This is a genomic window from Mycobacterium sp. DL440 (assembly GCF_011745145.1).
Classification (GTDB): domain Bacteria; phylum Actinomycetota; class Actinomycetes; order Mycobacteriales; family Mycobacteriaceae; genus Mycobacterium.
The window spans coordinates 5,310,907-5,327,458 of the sequence record NZ_CP050191.1 but is presented as its reverse complement, the minus strand read 5'-3'; the positions used below and the strand labels follow the sequence as shown (position 1 = coordinate 5,327,458).

Genomic DNA, 16,552 nt, shown 5'->3' with positions numbered 1-16,552 from the left:
GGCACACCTTTGACTCAGTGACGGATACGGTTACAACACGATCGCAGGATCAGTGGGCGCTCGCCGCGGCGCCGTGGCGGCGGGCGGCGATGAAGCTTCCGGTGCGGGCGTTGCAGGGGTGGGTTGCGCTGCGGACGGTGGGGATACCGGGGCCCGCTCGGCGGGTGCGGACTCCGCGGCTGCACCTTCCGATGCCTCAGTGTTTCCGTCTCGCCCCTCGTCGCGCTTCTCGCGCTCACCCTCGCGTTTCTCGCGCTCGTCACGCTCGTCGGGCTTCTCGCCGCCGGGCTGCTCTGACCCTGCAGGCCCGCCACCGGGCTTGCCCGCCGCGGCGTCGGCGCCCTGGCCCATTCCGCCGGTCATCTGGCCGATCTGCTGCACACCCTGCATGACTGCCTGCGGTATCTGGCCAGCCATCTGAGCCATCTGCATCGGCACCTGGGCGGCCATCTGAGCCATCTGCATCGGCATCTGCATCATCTGCTGCAGCTGCTGCAATCCCTCCGCGCCACCACCAGCACCGGATCCGCTGGCCGTGCCCGCAGCACCGCCCAGCCCCGTCCCCTGGATCTGCCCGGCGATGTGCTGATCGGACTGCTCATATTTATCCGCGGCAGCCTGAATATCCCGGGCAGTGGCCTGTGCGTCAGCCTTGGTTTGGCCAACACCGTCGATGAACGGGGCCTCGACCTGCTGCGTCCGGCTGGCTAGCGCTTCCGACATCGGATCCGTGCCCTGTGCCGTAAATCGGTCCGGTGGCGCGGGAATCGCGTCGGCACTGGATTCCATCGATGCGCCCTGCGTCCGCACCTCAGCCGGATTGACCTTCAATCCACTCATCGCGATCCCCAATCGCCCGGCACACCAACCTCTTCCGACAGCCCGCCAGCATGCTCACCACGACCAGCGGCCCCTACCACCGGCAACGAGACGGCCTGCACGTCATGCTTCGACATCGATCGAAGCTCAGCGCTGATGTTGCCGTGTCCCGGTGACACCACTCGGTCGGTCAACTCGACAAACTTCCCCGCAGCGCGCGAACCCCGGCTCACCAGCCCAGATACGCCCATAATGTGGTCCCCTCCACCAAATAGCTCAGCAAAAGACTACCTGAGGTGCGAGTACCCCGAACACGCAAAATCTGGGTCTTCCCGCCTCGACGTCCACCGACTGCGCCGCTGTCCCGACGACGCCACAGCAGGGGATCCGATTACTGCGACAACATCTGGTCCGGGCTCACCATCGCCACTCAGCGGCGATACCGCTTACCCCATCGGCTTGTCGTCGACCTTGACATCGAACTTGACGTTGTCGCCGTCGACCGAGGTGGCGGTGACCGTCACCCCGTACTTCGTGCTGCCGCCGGCGGTCAGGACGCATTTCTGCGTGGCGTCGACCTTGGCCGGCAAAGTGCCATCGCACACCACCGAATCCGCCTTCGCCCCGACCTGGGCCTCCAGCTTCTCCTTGACGACCTTGGCCAACTTCTCTTTGCTGACCCCCGAGGCCGTACCAGCTTCGACGTGAGCCGAGCATGCCCCAAGCAGACCGGCGACAATCACGATTGCCGCAGCGGCGCCCCCGCGCATATGTGACGTCATTTTCATTCGAATTCGCCCCCGGAGTTGTTCGCCGATTCCGCACCGTCGCGGGACCACTTGGGCAGCAGCCTAACCCGCGCTCACTCACGGCAGCCGCGCAATTCTGGAGGGAGGACGCCGGCCCCGAATCACCATGACGTCACTGAATTCGCGCCGAGCAACCTCAACTGGCGAACAGCTCCGCCGGTGCGGGCGTATTCCTGCGCCCACTCGAACCACACCAGTGCACTAGGCCTCACCGCACTGGTCACCAAATACCAACCACCGCTTCGATTTTGACCGGAACAGCCCGACATACCGCTTCGATGCACCACCGTTTGCCGCCGCCGGGGCCTTCAGAATCGCCTCTCCCCCGGGAAAATTCTGATCCACCCCATGCAATTGCTGGGCTCCTGGCGCCGACGGCCCGGCCGACGCGCGCCCCGCCCCGTAAACCTCAGTGCAAACGCAGGTTCCGCACCAGGTCGTAGACGCCGGCGATCCACAGTAGCAACGGAATCACCGCGGCGATGGCGAGGCCGTCGCCCAGCTCCAGGATTCGCTTCGTCACCGGTGACACGCGGCGCACGCCGTCGGTAGCACCGACAGCGATTACCGCGACCAATCCGAGCGCCGTGTAGATCGCCAGGACCAGCCACGCACTGCCCGGATTCCACAGGCACAGGCGCACCATCACACCGGTGGGAACGGCGATTGCCGCCGCGAGCAGTGCCCAGGAGCACCACCGCTCGGCATACAGCCGCGAGCGGAAGCCGCAGATCACCGCCACCAGGACAGCCACGAGCATGCTGTGTACGAAGAAATGTCCTTGCACCACAACGGCAATCGCGCCGACCGACAGCACCAGCGCACCGGCCGAGAGGAAGCCGATCAACAGTTGGCGGGTCAGCTGGCTGCGCTCCTGCAGCCGTGCCGCCGATTCCGGCACCGAGGCGATGATCGCCTTCCAGGTAGGTGACGCCTCATCGACCTCGTCGGGCGTGATGACCGGGTCGAGCAGCTCGTCGTTGGACACCGACTCACCGGGCGCCGGGATCGGCGGCAGGGCGATACGGGCAACGGCGACAGTGAGTTTGGCGGCGTTGGTGACCACGATCAGCCCGAACGCGATGGCTCCGGCCGGCACCCACGCGGCACCGCCGTACCCGACGGCGATCGCCGCCCCGGTGATGGCGATCGCCAGCACCGCCGCGAATGAGGCCACATCTGCCCGTCCACGCGGCCCACCACGGGTCGCCAACGTCAACAACAGCACCACTGCACCCGCACCGGCGAGCTGTGGCGCGCCAAGGGAATCGGCGTCATAGGGCAATGGCACGGCCAACGCCGCGGCACCGCCCAGCACGATCGCCGAAGCCAGCAGCAGACTCTCGGCCAGATCCAGGTTCTCGTACCGGTTTTGGGCGGCGAGGCTCCCGCCGAGCAGACCCAGGCCGAACAATCCCAGCGCCAGCGCCCACCACCAACCCTGGCCGGCCCCGTTCCAGGACACCAGCGACACGGCGGTGATGACCGTGGCGACCACCGGGATGGCCAGGCCGACAAAGCGATTCAGTGCCGTGCGGTCAAAGATCGGTGACTCGTCGAGCACCGCGATCGCGTCGATCACGTCCTCGACCAGCGGGCGGTACCGCTCGGTGCGGCTGACCGACACCAAGGTCAGCAACGAGCCGTCGACCACCCCGGCATCATCCAGGGATTCGTCGGCCTTCAGTGGCGGCGCACCCGGGCGGGCGAACGCCCACATGCCCTGCTCGGAGAAATCGAAACCGGCGAGGGTGTCCTTCGGAGTGTCCTCGAGCAAGTCGCCCAGAACACTCACGGTCTCGTCGATGTAGGTCTCAATCGGCGCCGTGGCCGGCAACACCAGGTCCGTCATCCGCTTACCGGTGAGGATGGTGACCCGGGTGGTGGACGGCCTGCCGGGCGTCGCGCTCGATGTGTCAGCGGCAGCTGCGGTCGTGGTCAACGCCGTTCAAGCCTGTCGAAATCGTCGGACAGCGCCGCGGCCAGTTCGGTGATGCGGCGTTGGAACGTGTCGCTGAGCAGCTCGAGCTGAATCTCGGTGCCCGCAGCGACGTGCTTGTCCCACGGCAGTACGACAACGCGGCCCGGGGGTACGTGGCGTTCGAACTGCTGCACGAGATCCTCGACGTCGACGTTCGGCTTACCCGGCGTGACGTGGTTGATGACGACACAGGACCGGCCGAGCAGATCCTGGTATCCGTTCTGGCGCAACCAGTCCATCGTGATGGCGGCCTGCCGCGCTCCGTCGATCGAGGCGCTGGCCACGATGACCATGCCCGACACGGTGGACAGCACACCGCGGGAAGCCTTCTGGAACAGACCCGCGCCACAGTCGGCGAGAACAAGGTTGTAGTAGCGCGACACCACGGCGGTGGCGCCCTTCCAGTCATCGTCGTTGAACTCGCGCTGCGCGCCGCTGTAGTCCTCGGACGACAGCACCTCGAGGTTGGCGCCGTTCATGCTCGTGTAGGCACGAATGTCGTTGTAGCGCGACAGTTCCTGGTCGGCGAGCAGATCCGAGATCGTCGCCGCGGACTGACGCCCGGCCCGGTCGGCCAGGTTGCCGCCGTCCGGGTCGGCGTCGATCGCCAGGATGCGGTCGCCGCGAACCCTGGCCATCGCCGATCCCAGCGCGACCGTGACCGCGGTCTTGCCGACGCCGCCTTTCAGACCGAAGACCCCGATCTGGTACGAGTCGCGGGCATTGCGCCGAATCCGGTTGTGCAGATCAAGTTCGTAGACCTCATCGGGCGACAGACCGAGGTTGATCCGCGTCGTGAGATACAGCCAGTGCCGCCATCCGCGCTGGGACGGCATCTTCACCCCGGTCTTGACCCCGACGTGCGACAAGGCGTCGATCGCGCGGTGGTTGCCCATCGTGGCGGCCGAGGTGGGGCCGGGCGCGGCCGGCGTCGGGATAGCCTGCCCCGCTCGCCACTGACCACTGACCTCAGGATCGAGATCGGCGAACTGCGACGGCGCCGGGCCCGGCGCGACGCGCGGGGCCGGACCGGGCATGGCCCGGGCCTGCTCGTGCCGTGCGCCCTGGCCGAACTGCTGCTGCTGTGGGGCCCGCAGCATGGAGTTCTGCGGCCACTGCGGCGCACTTGCCGGCGGCGCCGGCATGGGCGCAGGCATCTGCTGCGCGGTCTCCGCGTGCCGCGGCTGCGCTGCCGCTTGAGTCTGGGTGGAGGCCGTGGGGGCCACGGGTACGTCCGTGGAACTGGTTTCCCCAACCGGGACCGGCGGTGGCGCCGCTGCCGCGGCGGCCTTCAGGATGGCATCTCTGTCCACGATGGTCGTGGCGTCGTCGACCGGTTTACTGCCCGGTTCCGACGAGTGAAAGAGCCGGTCATAGTCGGCCGACATGGGGACCCCTCAGATAGTCAAAAACAGATGGTTAGATCTTTACACCCAAGCACAAGTGGTGGGCGGGTTCGGGCCATCATCAGATAGTCCGAACACCCGCCCACCAAAGCATGCTTGTTGCCGCGTAGTACTAGGCAAACATCCCCGAGACGCCGGCCTCGGTCTGGGCCATGGTCTGCCCTGCCTCGCTGATGGTCTGCGCGAGGTTCTGCAGCGCCTGGTTCAGCTCGTTGGCGGTGCTGTCCCAACGGGTCTGAACGGCCTGGTAGGCCTCCGAACCCGAGCCGCCCCACGCCGAGGCGAGCGTGGCCAGAGAACCCTTGCCCTCGTCCAGCAGGCCGGCGGTGGTGCCGACGGCGCCCTGGATCTCTCCGGCTCCGCCTTCGATGCCTGCGAAGTTCCAAACCTGTTCTGTCATGTCTTGTCTCCGTTTCTTGTGGTCAGTTAGGTCAGATGTTCATCGACGAGGCCAGGGTGCCGGCCTGATCGTCGTCGGTGCTGGAGTACTGGGTACCCGAGGTGTGGATGTTGGTCGAGATCTCGTTCAGTTCCTGCATCTGCTTGTCAGCAGCCTCATGGAACCGCATCAGCGCCGACTGAGCAGCGGTGCCGGCCTGGCCCTGCATCTGGGCCGCCAAGGTGCCGCCGGTCGACTCGACCTGAGCCATCACGCTCTTGAGCTCACCGGAGATACGCTCGAAATTCGCAGCCTCCTTGGCGAGGACGGCGGCATCTGTATTCATCTGTGCCATGTTGGATTCCCCTTATTTTTCCTTTGTCCTCACCAGAGAAAATTTGGCGAGTCCCCCGGCCGGGTGGCCGGAAAGTCTGTGTGGTGGACGACTACCAGTCGTCGTCCCCGTCGTCTGTTTGGTCGTATGTGAGAGCTGTCGGTGACACCAATCCGTCCTTGGTGCCGCCGCTCTGCTCTTCCTTGTTCTTGGCGGCGTGCACCGGTGCCCCGCCGCCCCCGCCGCTACCGCCACCTGCCGGCGCCGTCGGACCTGCGGGCCCCGCCGCGAAGGCCGACGCGGCCGGCTTGGCCTCGCCGCTGATGCCCAACATGCTGGACAACAGCGCCGTGCGCGGAGGAGATCCGAGTGCGCCCGGCAGCGACGCCGCGCGCACCAGGCCGGCACCCGAACTCGGGCCCGTACCCCCGGCCAGCGGATGGCTCGAGAAGGGCGACGCCCCCATCAGCCCCATCTGCATGCCCTTGTCACTGCCCCCCATGCTGGAGAACTGGCTGACCATCTGCGTCACCTGCTGCAACGGCTGCGTCATCGCCTGCATCGGGCTCTGGAGCATCGACGGGATCTGCCCTGCGAGCTGACCACCCTGCTGCGCCATCTGCATGGCCATCTGCATGCCCTGCTGCATGGGGTTCTTCTCGTTCGGATCCTTCTGCTGCTGCCCCGCGTTCTCACCCTTGCCCGCCGCACCGACCGCCCGCTGCTCGGCATGGTTGGCCTGCGCAGCGGCATTGCCGACAGCCAATTTCATCGACGACAACGTGGATACCGCGCTGATCGCTTCGACCGTCGCGTTGCGGGCCAGACCTACGGCCGTTCGTGGCGCCGTCGACGCGATCGCCGCTGCCGCGGTCGTCTCACCGATCCCGGGCATCACGATCGGCTGCATCGGCACGAACGGCTCGAACAGCAGGTTGGCGGTGGTTTCCGCGTGGTAGGCCTCCATCGCACCGGCCGCCTGATTCCACATCCGGACGAAGTAGTCCATCTCGTTCAACCCGATCGGCATCGTATTGATACCGAGGAAGTTGGTGGCGTTCAGGACTGCGTTCGTGACGTGGTTCTGCTCGATCTCGGGAATCGGCGGAGTGGTCGTCAGAGCCAGGGTGTACGAGCTCGCCTGCGCGCTTGCCTGCAACGCCCGCTTCTGCGCCTGCAACACCATGGTCCGCAGCCACATGATCATCGGCATGGTTGCGGAAACAGCGCGTTCGCTTGCCGCGCCGCTCCACACCGAGGTCAGGGTGCTCAGCGCCCCGGCTAGCTCGTCGGCCTGGGTCTCCAGCAGGATGGCCAGACCTTCCCAGCCCGCTGTCGCCTGCAGCATCGGCGCCGGGCCGGCACCCAACATCAAGCGCGCGGTGTTGACCTCTGGCGGCAGTGCAAACCAGGTCGGCGGAACCGGTGGTGCCATGACCATTGTTGGACGACCCTATCTGAAGACGATTTTGCCGACTGGCGGCTAGAGCGTGGTGGCCTGAGCTGCGTCGACCGCGTTGTAGATACCCGCGATCTCCTGGTACGCCGCACCCGCCCGGGTGAGTTCCTCCTGGGCGAACGAATTCGCGGCAAGAGCCTCGACTCCCTCGCTGGCGAAGGCCATCGCAGCGATTACCGAGACCTCGTCAGCGCCGGCCGGAACCAGCGCGGTGACGGCCGCAGTAGCGGTGGTGCCGCCGGCCAAACCGCGGGCCGCGTTTGCGATCACCTGTGCCGCAACACCTTCGGCACCCGGGTTGTGCATCAATGGTTCCATTTGCTTGCTCCCCTGTCTCGATTACAAATAACCAGGGACAAGCACCCAAAGGCGACGTGGCAGAAAGTTTGCCATGCCGTCAAGAGATCTGTCCCCCGATCTCTTTGCTGGCGGGCCGCCGCCAGCGTTGCTGAGTGCGTTGGTCAAATACTAACTGCCCTATTGGGGTGCTGCGAACACTTCTTCTTCGGGCGGATCGACATAGGCCGCCTGAATGACTTCCTTGCCGTCCGGCGCGACCATAAATGCCTGGCCAGGCGGCCTCTTCTTGACGATGATCTCCCGCGACGGGAAGTCGTTCTTCTCGCCGGAAAGGAACAAAGTCGGCGAACCGGCGCCATAGGCGGCGCCCACGAACTTATCCATCGTGGCCCGGTGCGCCAGGCTCATCTGGCACGTCACGATGACGTGCAGGCCGATATCTGCTGCGGCCGGCAGCAGCGGACCCAACGGAGCCATCGGCGACAGCATGCCCGCGGCCGCGGTGATCATGTGCCAGTCGTCGACCAGCAGCACGATGTCCGGACCACTCCACCACGACCTCGCCCGCAGCTGCGCGGTGGTGAGGTCCGCCGGCGGCAGCCGCTTCCGCAGGTTGGTGGCCAGCGCCTTGATCGACTCCTCCAACGACGCGCTGTTTCGGTTGATCGCGCCGGCAGCCAGAAGATGCGACTCTGGCACCGCGTCGAGCAGGCCCGACCGGTAGTCGGCCAGCATGAACCGCACCTGGTCGGGACTGTTGCGATTGCAGATCGCCTTGGCCACCGCCTGCGCGATGGTGGTCTTCCCCGATTTCGGAGCGCCGAAGATCAGCAGATGCGGTGTCATGTTCATCTGGTTGTAGGCGACCGCCAGGTCGGACTCGCGCACCCCCAGCGGCACCTGCCAGCGGGTCCGGTAATCGGAATCGGCTCCGGGCGGGTTCGGGTCGAGCTGATGGAGGTAGATCTTCTCCGGGAGCACCCGCACCTGCGGTGCCTGGTCGGTGTAGCGCGAGGCCACTTCCCGCACACCCGCCGTGATCGCGTCGACGATGTTGGCGGAGCTGTGCACACCGTCCAGCCGCGGTACCCCGATCATCAGGTGATGTTTCTCGAGCGAAACGGCGCGGCCCGGCCGGTTGGCCGGGATGTCGCGGGTGATCCGGTCGATCTGGGTCTCGTTGACGTCGCCGAGGCGGAATTCGATCTTGGTGCCCAGGTAGTCACGCACACGTGACTTGAGCTCGGTCCAGCGCGGCGTGGAGATGATGACGTGCACGCCGTACGCCAGCCCCTGGCCGGCCAGATCCTGCACGGCGGGCTCGAGATCGGGGAAATCCGCCACGAACGCCGGCCAACCGTCGATCACGAGGAAGACGTCGCCGAAGGGATCCTGGGCGGCCGGGTTGTTCGGGTCGTCCCGCATCTCGCGGTAGGCTGAGACCGAGCCCACGCGGTACTGCTTGAACACCTGCTCGCGGGCCCTGAGCACCGCCTTGACCTCGGCCACCACCCGGTTGACCCGATCCGGTTCGGCACGGGTGGCCACGCCACCCACATGCGGCAGGTCTTCCATGTACATCAGGCCACCACCACCGAGGTCGATGCAATAGAACTGCACCTGCCGCGGCGTATGGGTCGCGGCGGCCGACAGCATCAGGGTCTGGAGGAAGGTCGACTTGCCTGTCTGCGGGGCACCGCCGATCGCGATGTTGCCGCCGGCGGCCGAGACGTCGACGCCCCAGATGTCCTGCCGGTGCCGGCGCGGCTCGTCCATGATTCCCAGCGGGAAGCGCAGCGGCTGACGCTGGTAGTCGCGTTCGATCAACTCGTTGACCGGGGTCGGATCGGTCAGCGGCGGCAGCCACATCTTGTAGGCGCGGATCTCACCGGTGCCCAGCTGCCCGAGGACGACCTCACGCAGCACCTTGGGTTCAGCATCTGTGCTCATTGGCTCACCGCCGTATCAAAAATCGGTGTCGTCGTGAACTGATGAATCCGCAGCCGGGCCTGACGCTGCGAGCGTGGCCTGACCTCACCGTCGGCCGACTCCTCGACCTCGGGCACGTAGTTGGCTCCGGTCCAGAGGGTGCTGAACTTCACCGGATCCTCCATACCCACCCGCAGGAAGCCCACGCCGCTCTCTTTGTTGGTGATGTACTGCGCCTCGGGCGTCCCGATCACCGCCTTGGACTCCGACGAGCTGGTGGTACGCAACGCAATTCGGTAGGTCAGGTTCGGCTCGAGCTTGTCGATCCGCACGCCGCCGGTGTTCAGCGACTGGGTGGCCAGCAGCAGGTGCACGCGCAGCGACCGGCCCACGCGGCAGATGCGGTCGAACAGCTGGATGAAGTCGGGGTGGTTCTGCAGCAACTCGGCGAACTCGTCGACCACCACGAACAGCGTCGGCAACGGCGGAAGGTCGGCGCCGCGCTCGCGGTGCTTCTCGTACTCGGCCACACCGGACAGCGCACCCGCGGCACCCACCTGCATACCGGCCTGACGCAGGATCTGCTGGCGCCGGTCGAGTTCACCGGTGAGCACCTCGCCCATACGGCCGACCAGCTCGGCTTCCTCTTCCATGTTGGTGACGACGGCCGCGGTGTGCGGCAGCTTCTCCATACCGAGGAAGGTCGAACCACCCTTGAAGTCGGTGAGCAACAGGTTGATCTGATCGGGGTGATGGGTGGCCACCAACGACAGGATCATGGTGCGAAGGAATTCCGACTTACCCGAGCCGGTGGTTCCGATGAGCATGCCGTGCGGGCCGGCACCGAACTCCGCGCCCTCCTTGATGTCCAGCTTCATCACCTCGCCGGACTTGAGCTCGTGGCCGAACGGGATCTTGAGCCGGTCGCGGTCGGTGTCGGTGAACATTCGCCAGCGTGCCGGCGTCACCTCCTCGACCGACTTGGCGCCCACCAGGTGGTGCCATTCTTTGGAGACCTTTTTCTGCACCCGGACGTTCTTGTCGATGATCGTGCCGGTGATCGACCAGCCGGCCAGCTTGCGGGCGACCCGGCCGGCCTGCGCCGGGGTCATCCGATCGACGACCCGCGTGACCTCGCGGTAGTTCTGGTTAGGCAGCTTGTCGTCGGCCGTCCCGTCCGCATCGACCCGCAACCGGTACGCCGAACCCCGGTGATTGCCGAGGGTGAGCACCGTGACTCCGGCCCGGCCGTCGACCGGGAAACCGGCCTTGCCGCCGGTCAGGTCCACCACGATCACGTACGGGCCGCCGGGCGCGGCGTCGGCGCTGTGCGGGCCGCGCGCGGTCAGATCGCTCAGACCGTCGGGACGGGTGTAGACCAATCGGGTGGGCCCGGCCGCATCGGTATCGGTCTGGTGCTGCACGTGCGGCAGCCACTTGAGCCACGACCACTTCGGGTCTTCCGGGTTGTCGGTGAGCACCCGGATCTGCAACAGGTCCGGCGGATGGAACACCGCCACATGACAGATCATCGCGGTCAGCATCGCCGAGGCACCGTCGAGGTCGCCGCCCACGGCGATCGTCGGAAATGTCCGCAGCTGAACAAGTTTCGGGCAATCGTGAATCAGGCCGTGGGTGCGCAGGAACTTGGTCACCCACATGTGGCTGACCGGCTCCAGGTGCGGCTGCGGCGCGCCCTGCGGACCGGCCAGCTCACCGCTGGTGTTCGGCTTGAGCAGCCGGTCCACCGCGATCTCGGCGCCGATGCCGATCCGGGTGGCGGCGTAGAAGTCGGAGTTGGCCTGACGGGACCACTGCCGGTGGGTGCCGATGATCGACAACAGATCGTCGGGATGCGGTGCGTGGTAACCGAAGAACGAGACCTGCGCCGACGCCGACGACGTGACGCGGGTGCGCAGGCCGGCCAAGTATCGCAGGTATTCCTTGCGGTCGGCGTTGATCTCCGGGACCTTCTTGCCACCGGCGCCACCACCGCCCATCATTCCGACGGTGCCCATGATCATCATCAACGGCATCATCAGCATGTACGGAGACAGCTGACGCACCCCGGTGAAGATCATGATCGCGATCATGCCGATCATGCAGCCGCCCATCACCCAGGGCATGGCCTTCTGCATACCCGACGGCGGGATCTCGATACCGAGGTCATCCGGTGCGGCGACGTTGATCTCGCCCGGTGTCAGGCGCGGGCCCCGCTTGATGGTCGGGGTGAACTTCTTGGTTGTCATGAGCCTTGCTTGCTTTCCACTTTGCGCGGATGGGGGTCGGCAGGCAGCGTGTCGTGCTCAAGCAGCGCCGCGTCCTTCGACAAGACCGGGCCCTCCACCAGCAGCCCTACGACCTGCCACGGTGCGTTCACCGAACCGGACAAGCCCAGATTCTTCGCGGCATCGTCATTGGCGATGCCGTACCGCACTCCTTGCGGGTCGATGTAGTACAGACTCTCGCCCACCCGGGGATCCGGCGACTGCAGCCGCACGAACTGGCCACCTTCGATGTATACCGTTGCATCGCCGCCGATCTGGTCGATCCCGGTGCCGACGGCCGACGACGGAATCGGCAGTCGGCGGCCGGCGATGACGGTGGTCTTCGGCGCCTGATCGCCGGGTTCACGCTGCCAGGCCCAGCACAACACCGGCGAGTCCTGACGCAGCAGCACGTCCATGGGCTTGTCCGGCAGCGGCGACACGTACACCTGCTCGGCGATCTTGGCGACCTGGCTGGCCTCCACCGACGGCGGCTTCATCAGGCCGTAGGAGTTGGTGGCGCGCAACGCCGCAGCGGTGGTGTCGTTGACGCGGGCCACCCCGTCCGGCAACACAACATAGTGCTGCGGATCGGATTCGGTGGCCGTCTGGAACACCGAGCCGATCACCAGATTCTCCGGCAGCCCAACGGTATTCGGCGCACCGGCGGCCGCAATCCCCGGCAGCTGCCAGGGGCCCCGGTTGGCCAGGGCGTTGAACAGCCCTTCCGAGACCGGCGTCGCCTTCGCGGTGACCGGGATGCCCACGGCCGAGCTGACCGCCCGGTCCGACAGGTCGATGCTGTGCCTGCCGTCTTCGGTGACCAGCCAGTTGCCCCCCTCGAAGGACACCAGCATGCCCTGGTTCGGCCGCATCGAGCCGACCGCGGTATCCGTTGCCAGCGACCTGATCAGGATCGAGGACTCCACCTTGGGAGCGGAGCTGTCGGGCTTGGCCACGGTGTCGCACAACGTCCACCGCGAGGCGGGCGCCCCGGTCGGCGTGGCATAGGGCGCGCCGGGAATACCGATCGGCTGGCCCTTGGGCAACCGGTTCAGCTCCTCGGACTTCACCGCGGACGGGGTACCGGAATTACCGAGCGCCAACCGGGCCGAGGTCAGGTTGTAGACAGGGCGAAGCAGATTGCTTCCGGGCAGCATCACGTAGAGCTGATTGGTGGTGCGGTCCACCAACAACTGATCGCTGCCCTGCTTGCCCAGCGGCTTGAAGTACGCCATCATCCCCGCGCCGAGGCAGATCAGCACCGAGACCACGACACCGGCGAACACCGCCCGGCTGTAGAACTGCAGCGGATCGTCGAACATCCGGGTGTCGCGGCGCACGATCGCGTGCTCGACACGACGCAGCAGAAAGCGCCAGCCGCTGACCTGGACCTTGGTGGTGAGCCGGAAGCCTGCCATCGCTTATTCGCCGATATTCAGGCGGCTGTGAACCGCCGCGATCGCCGCCGACATGTCGTCTCCGTTGACCTCACTGAGCTGCTCGACACCTAGATTCTCGAAGTCCAGCGATCGGGACAGCCGCATGTCGCGGTTCTGCTCGCCGGCTTCCACCAGCTGCCGTGCGTACCGACCGTTACCGGCGATGTCCAGCGCGGGCTTGTTGTTGAGCGTGCGCTGGCTCAACAACGCGGCCGCCTCGTTGACCCGCTTGCAGGCGTCATCATCGAGCCACGAATCATTCGCCTTGGCAATGACTTTGGAGATCTCGACGATGTCGTCGGGCGAGTACGAGTCGAACTCGATACGGGTGGCGAACCGGGAACGCAGACCGTCGTTGGCCTCCAGCAAACGGTCGATGTCATTGCTGTAACCGGCGATGATGACCACCAGACGGTCACGGTCGTTCTCCATCCGGGCCAGCAGCGTGTCCAGCGCCTCGGTACCGAACGGGTCGGCACGGCCGTCGCGCTCCTGCACCAGGGTGTAAGCCTCGTCGATGAACAGCACGCCACCCAGGGCGCGGTCGATCGTCTTGGCCGTCTTCACCGCCGACTGACCCTCGTACTCCGCGACGAAATCCTTACGCGAGGTTTCGATCAGCTTCGGCTCCCCGATCACCCCGAGGCCGGCCAGGATGTTGGCCACCACACGCGCGATCGTCGTCTTACCCGTACCGGGCGGACCCGCGAAGATCATGTGCTTGGAGGTCTGGGCCACCTTCATGCCGCGCGCGGCACGGATCCGGGCCATCTGCGTCGCCGCCCGGTACGCCTCGATCTGCTCCTTGACCCGGCTCAGTCCGATCTGCTTGTCCAGCTCGGCCTGCGCCTCGGCCAGCAGCTTGTCCCGCCCGGAGGTATCGGCCACCACGCTGGACGGATCCCACGGATCGGTGCGGGCAGCGATCTTCTCGGCGGTCGTGGTCTCCAGTCGGTAAGCCGGATCACGCAGTGCTGTAGTGACTTTGGGCTCAGGGAAGTTCGCCTGCAGCCATTCCAGGAGAACCTGAGCCGATTCCTCGTTGCCCTGGTTACGGCGGGCCATCGCCAGGTACCAGGCGATCGCCGGTGCGCATGCCTGACCGGCCGGTGTGTCATTGGCCTCGGTAAGCCTGCGGTCGGCCTCGGTGAACAGTCCGAGGTTGGCTGCCGCCACACCGTGCGCCACACCGGCCGCGGCAGCAAGGAACGTGTCCGGCCACTGGTCGGCGCCACGCACCTGGTCGATCACATCGGTCCAGCGTTGCGCCGCACCGTAAATCACCGCCTTGACCCAGGCCACCAGATGGTCGGACCCGCCGGCGGGGGCATCTTCCAGGGCCTCCATCGCGTCGGCGTAGTTGCCCTCGGCCGCCTCCTGCACGGCGAAGCCCAGGGTGATCGCCAGCGGCGAGTTGATCGGGTAGGAGATGTCCTTCCCGTAGATACCGCCGATCGGCACCCGCGCGCCGACACCGTTCATCGAGATCTCGGCGGTACCGGCCAGTTGGCCGAAGTTCGAGCGTGAATACCAGGCCCGGAACAACGTCACCCGGTCGGTGTCACCGCAGCGGATCCGGCCCACCCACGCATCACAGGCGGTTTCGTCGTAATTGGTTATCTCGGTGAATATCTCGAGTGAGCGGGCCGGCGAGCCGGACAGCATGCCGACCGCGCTACCGAACATTCCAGCAAGGTGGTCAGCCATCGTCGCCTCCATAGCGGGTCGAAAAGACCTGGGCCCGAGCATCATCAGCTTGCTCCGGGGTGGGCAGATCCAGGTCACGGGTCAGAAAGTCGCGGGTCGCCGCGTCGTCGTGTCCATGCTCCCGCATTCCGGCGAGCATGAACGAGTACTGGGCGGACTTGGCCTGCTGAGCAGCCAGGCCCGCGATCACCAGGATCTCCTCGGCGAGATCCCGTTCGGTCAGGCTGGTGACTTTCGGCGCCAACTCGATCTGATGCACCCGGCCATCCATGAACGCCGTCACCGTGACGGTTTCAGGCGGGTTGGTGACGGTGAACAGCGGCACCGTGAGTTGCTCGTCCTCAGCACCGGACACCTCCGAGAACCCGTCGCCCGATGCCGCATCGTCGACCGGCACGAAGTCGTCGTAGGTGCCGAGCGCATCGAGGCCCGCCGCGTTCGACGCGTCGTCCGAGTACGAGGCATCCAGCGCCGAGAGGTCGTCATAGTCGTCATCGTCGTCCGGAGAATGTGGCGGAAAGTCACCCACCGTGGCGGCCTCTTTCAGTACGCGTAGGAGCTGTCCGGATCAGACTTGTCGAACCACGAACCCGACGGCAGGAATTCGATCAAACCGTCCAAAGCCCGCTGCAGGTTGTCCTTGGTCCCGGTCAGGAAGCTGCCGTAGAGCTCCCCGTTCACCCGGCGCGGGATGGACACGATGCGTCCCTGCTTCGAGTCGAGCACGCCTGCGGCCACGTCGACCTGAGCGATGGTGCCGCCTGGATTCCGCTCGGACACCACCAGCTCCACCCAGCTCTCGGGCTCGGAGATGATGTTCGCGTAGACCCGCGCCGAGGTCGGTGGGATCCCGTAGCCCGCCAGCTCGTCGGCGGTCCGGCAATTGGCGAGCGTCGCCGCGACCCCGGTCAACGGCTCGACGCTGGCCGGCAGACCCTCGCCGAGCACGGTCATCACCATGCCGGCCAGGCCCACCTGTGCGGCCACCCGCTGCAGCACCAGCATGTCGTTGTCGCGGGCCGCGACCACATGCCGACCACCCTTGCGGCACACCACGAACCGGATCATCTTGCCGCCCAAGTCGCGACGCCACCACCGCCCTTCCAGCGTGCGCTCGGGCCGGCTCAGGGTGTCGAGCATCGCCGCCACCTCGGGATGGGGGTTGCCGAAGACATCCAGCACGCCCTGGGACGTGAGATCACGGGTCACCTGTTCCCACACGATGTTGCGCAAGTCGGGCTGCGGGATGTTCAACCGGATTCCCATCGATGGCGGGAAATCGCTCAGCCCCAGCTTGTCGGCGACCACCAGGATCCCGTCGATGGTCAGCTCGACCCCGACGACATCGTCGATCGCCGCAGCATTCGCGTCGGCGCCATAGGGAGTACTCATCGTCCGCTCCGCCTCTACCGAACGGTCCCGTGGAGGGCGCCGGACATCGTCGAATCCGCCCGGTCGTACCCGATCGCTGCACGGGAGAGCTTCGCCCCGAGGTCTCGCGACACACTGGCGATACAAGTTCCCGCGGCTCGACGCGCGTTGAGTGCAGCCGCGACGGCTGAGGCCGTCGACGACGAAATCGGCCCATGCGTCAGGCGCACCGCGGTGTCGACACCTTCGACCACGCCGGTAGCGACGGTCAGGCTGGTCGCAGCCTGGCCTTGTTTGGCCGATAGCTCGTGCAAATGCGCGGTGGCAACCCGCAAATCACCCGCCATGA

At 66.2% G+C, this 16,552-nt stretch carries 15 protein-coding genes; all 15 read right to left on the bottom strand.

Annotated features, from left to right (window positions below; all coding sequences use genetic code 11):
* Nucleotides 1-30: 30 nt before the first annotated feature.
* On the bottom strand, nucleotides 31-840 hold the full coding sequence (locus HBE63_RS25980; protein ID WP_166907483.1) for a hypothetical protein: 810 nt from the start codon (nucleotides 838-840) through the stop codon (nucleotides 31-33).
* Between the two features lie 425 nt (nucleotides 841-1,265).
* Nucleotides 1,266-1,601, bottom strand: a complete 336-nt coding sequence (locus HBE63_RS25975; protein WP_243858286.1) for a DUF4333 domain-containing protein — start codon at nucleotides 1,599-1,601, stop codon at nucleotides 1,266-1,268.
* Nucleotides 1,602-2,037: 436 nt separating this feature from the next.
* Entirely contained in the window at nucleotides 2,038-3,570 is a 1,533-nt protein-coding gene (eccD, locus tag HBE63_RS25970; protein WP_166907481.1) for a type VII secretion integral membrane protein EccD, read from the bottom strand.
* Entirely contained in the window at nucleotides 3,567-4,997 is a 1,431-nt protein-coding gene (locus HBE63_RS31595) for a MinD/ParA family protein (protein ID WP_166907479.1), read from the bottom strand. The genes eccD and HBE63_RS31595 overlap by 4 nt, the downstream gene beginning before the upstream one ends.
* 130 nt (nucleotides 4,998-5,127) lie before the next feature.
* Entirely contained in the window at nucleotides 5,128-5,415 is a 288-nt protein-coding gene (locus HBE63_RS25960; RefSeq protein WP_166907477.1) for a WXG100 family type VII secretion target, read from the bottom strand.
* 31 nt (nucleotides 5,416-5,446) lie between these two features.
* Nucleotides 5,447-5,749 (bottom strand): WXG100 family type VII secretion target, encoded by a 303-nt coding sequence (locus HBE63_RS25955; protein ID WP_166907475.1) that lies wholly within the window; start codon nucleotides 5,747-5,749, stop codon nucleotides 5,447-5,449.
* Nucleotides 5,750-5,840: 91 nt separating this feature from the next.
* Nucleotides 5,841-7,169 carry a PPE family protein gene (locus tag HBE63_RS25950; RefSeq protein ID WP_166907473.1) on the bottom strand — a complete coding sequence of 443 codons (1,329 nt, stop codon included), beginning with the start codon at nucleotides 7,167-7,169 and terminating at the stop codon, nucleotides 5,841-5,843.
* Between the two features lie 42 nt (nucleotides 7,170-7,211).
* A complete protein-coding gene (locus tag HBE63_RS25945) occupies nucleotides 7,212-7,505 on the bottom strand; it encodes a PE domain-containing protein (RefSeq protein WP_166907471.1) in 294 nt (97 codons plus the stop codon).
* 159 nt (nucleotides 7,506-7,664) lie between these two features.
* Nucleotides 7,665-9,437: a type VII secretion protein EccCb gene (gene eccCb, locus HBE63_RS25940; protein ID WP_166907469.1), complete on the bottom strand. Its 1,773-nt coding sequence runs from the start codon at nucleotides 9,435-9,437 to the stop codon at nucleotides 7,665-7,667.
* The gene (eccCa, locus tag HBE63_RS25935) at nucleotides 9,434-11,665 is read right to left on the bottom strand and encodes a type VII secretion protein EccCa (protein WP_166907467.1); all 2,232 of its coding nucleotides are present in this window, start codon (nucleotides 11,663-11,665) and stop codon (nucleotides 9,434-9,436) included. Before eccCa ends, eccCb begins: the two co-directional genes overlap by 4 nt.
* On the bottom strand, nucleotides 11,662-13,104 hold the full coding sequence (gene eccB / locus HBE63_RS25930; protein ID WP_166907465.1) for a type VII secretion protein EccB: 1,443 nt from the start codon (nucleotides 13,102-13,104) through the stop codon (nucleotides 11,662-11,664). Before eccB ends, eccCa begins: the two co-directional genes overlap by 4 nt.
* A 3-nt stretch (nucleotides 13,105-13,107) precedes the next feature.
* Entirely contained in the window at nucleotides 13,108-14,832 is a 1,725-nt protein-coding gene (gene eccA / locus HBE63_RS25925; protein ID WP_166907463.1) for a type VII secretion AAA-ATPase EccA, read from the bottom strand.
* A complete protein-coding gene (locus HBE63_RS25920; protein ID WP_166907461.1) occupies nucleotides 14,825-15,361 on the bottom strand; it encodes a YbaB/EbfC family DNA-binding protein in 537 nt (178 codons plus the stop codon). The genes eccA and HBE63_RS25920 overlap by 8 nt, the downstream gene beginning before the upstream one ends.
* Before the next feature lie 14 nt (nucleotides 15,362-15,375).
* Nucleotides 15,376-16,224, bottom strand: coding sequence for an ESX secretion-associated protein EspG (locus tag HBE63_RS25915; RefSeq protein ID WP_166907459.1), 849 nt, complete (start codon nucleotides 16,222-16,224; stop codon nucleotides 15,376-15,378).
* A 14-nt stretch (nucleotides 16,225-16,238) separates the two neighbouring features.
* Nucleotides 16,239-16,550: a type VII secretion target gene (locus tag HBE63_RS25910; protein ID WP_166907457.1), complete on the bottom strand. Its 312-nt coding sequence runs from the start codon at nucleotides 16,548-16,550 to the stop codon at nucleotides 16,239-16,241.
* Nucleotides 16,551-16,552 lie beyond the last annotated feature (2 nt).

Coding starts and splice junctions, on each gene's coding strand:
- HBE63_RS25910 (WP_166907457.1), bottom strand. CDS start 16,550: ATGGCGGGTGATTTGCGGGTTGCCACCGCGCATTTGCACGAGCTATCG.
- eccCb (WP_166907469.1), bottom strand. CDS start 9,437: ATGAGCACAGATGCTGAACCCAAGGTGCTGCGTGAGGTCGTCCTCGGG.
- HBE63_RS25945 (WP_166907471.1), bottom strand. CDS start 7,505: ATGGAACCATTGATGCACAACCCGGGTGCCGAAGGTGTTGCGGCACAG.
- eccB (WP_166907465.1), bottom strand. CDS start 13,104: ATGGCAGGCTTCCGGCTCACCACCAAGGTCCAGGTCAGCGGCTGGCGC.
- eccCa (WP_166907467.1), bottom strand. CDS start 11,665: ATGACAACCAAGAAGTTCACCCCGACCATCAAGCGGGGCCCGCGCCTG.
- HBE63_RS25980 (WP_166907483.1), bottom strand. CDS start 840: ATGAGTGGATTGAAGGTCAATCCGGCTGAGGTGCGGACGCAGGGCGCA.
- HBE63_RS25960 (WP_166907477.1), bottom strand. CDS start 5,415: ATGACAGAACAGGTTTGGAACTTCGCAGGCATCGAAGGCGGAGCCGGA.
- HBE63_RS25955 (WP_166907475.1), bottom strand. CDS start 5,749: ATGGCACAGATGAATACAGATGCCGCCGTCCTCGCCAAGGAGGCTGCG.
- HBE63_RS25950 (WP_166907473.1), bottom strand. CDS start 7,169: ATGGTCATGGCACCACCGGTTCCGCCGACCTGGTTTGCACTGCCGCCA.
- HBE63_RS25975 (WP_243858286.1), bottom strand. CDS start 1,601: ATGACGTCACATATGCGCGGGGGCGCCGCTGCGGCAATCGTGATTGTC.
- HBE63_RS31595 (WP_166907479.1), bottom strand. CDS start 4,997: ATGTCGGCCGACTATGACCGGCTCTTTCACTCGTCGGAACCGGGCAGT.
- eccA (WP_166907463.1), bottom strand. CDS start 14,832: ATGGCTGACCACCTTGCTGGAATGTTCGGTAGCGCGGTCGGCATGCTG.
- HBE63_RS25915 (WP_166907459.1), bottom strand. CDS start 16,224: ATGAGTACTCCCTATGGCGCCGACGCGAATGCTGCGGCGATCGACGAT.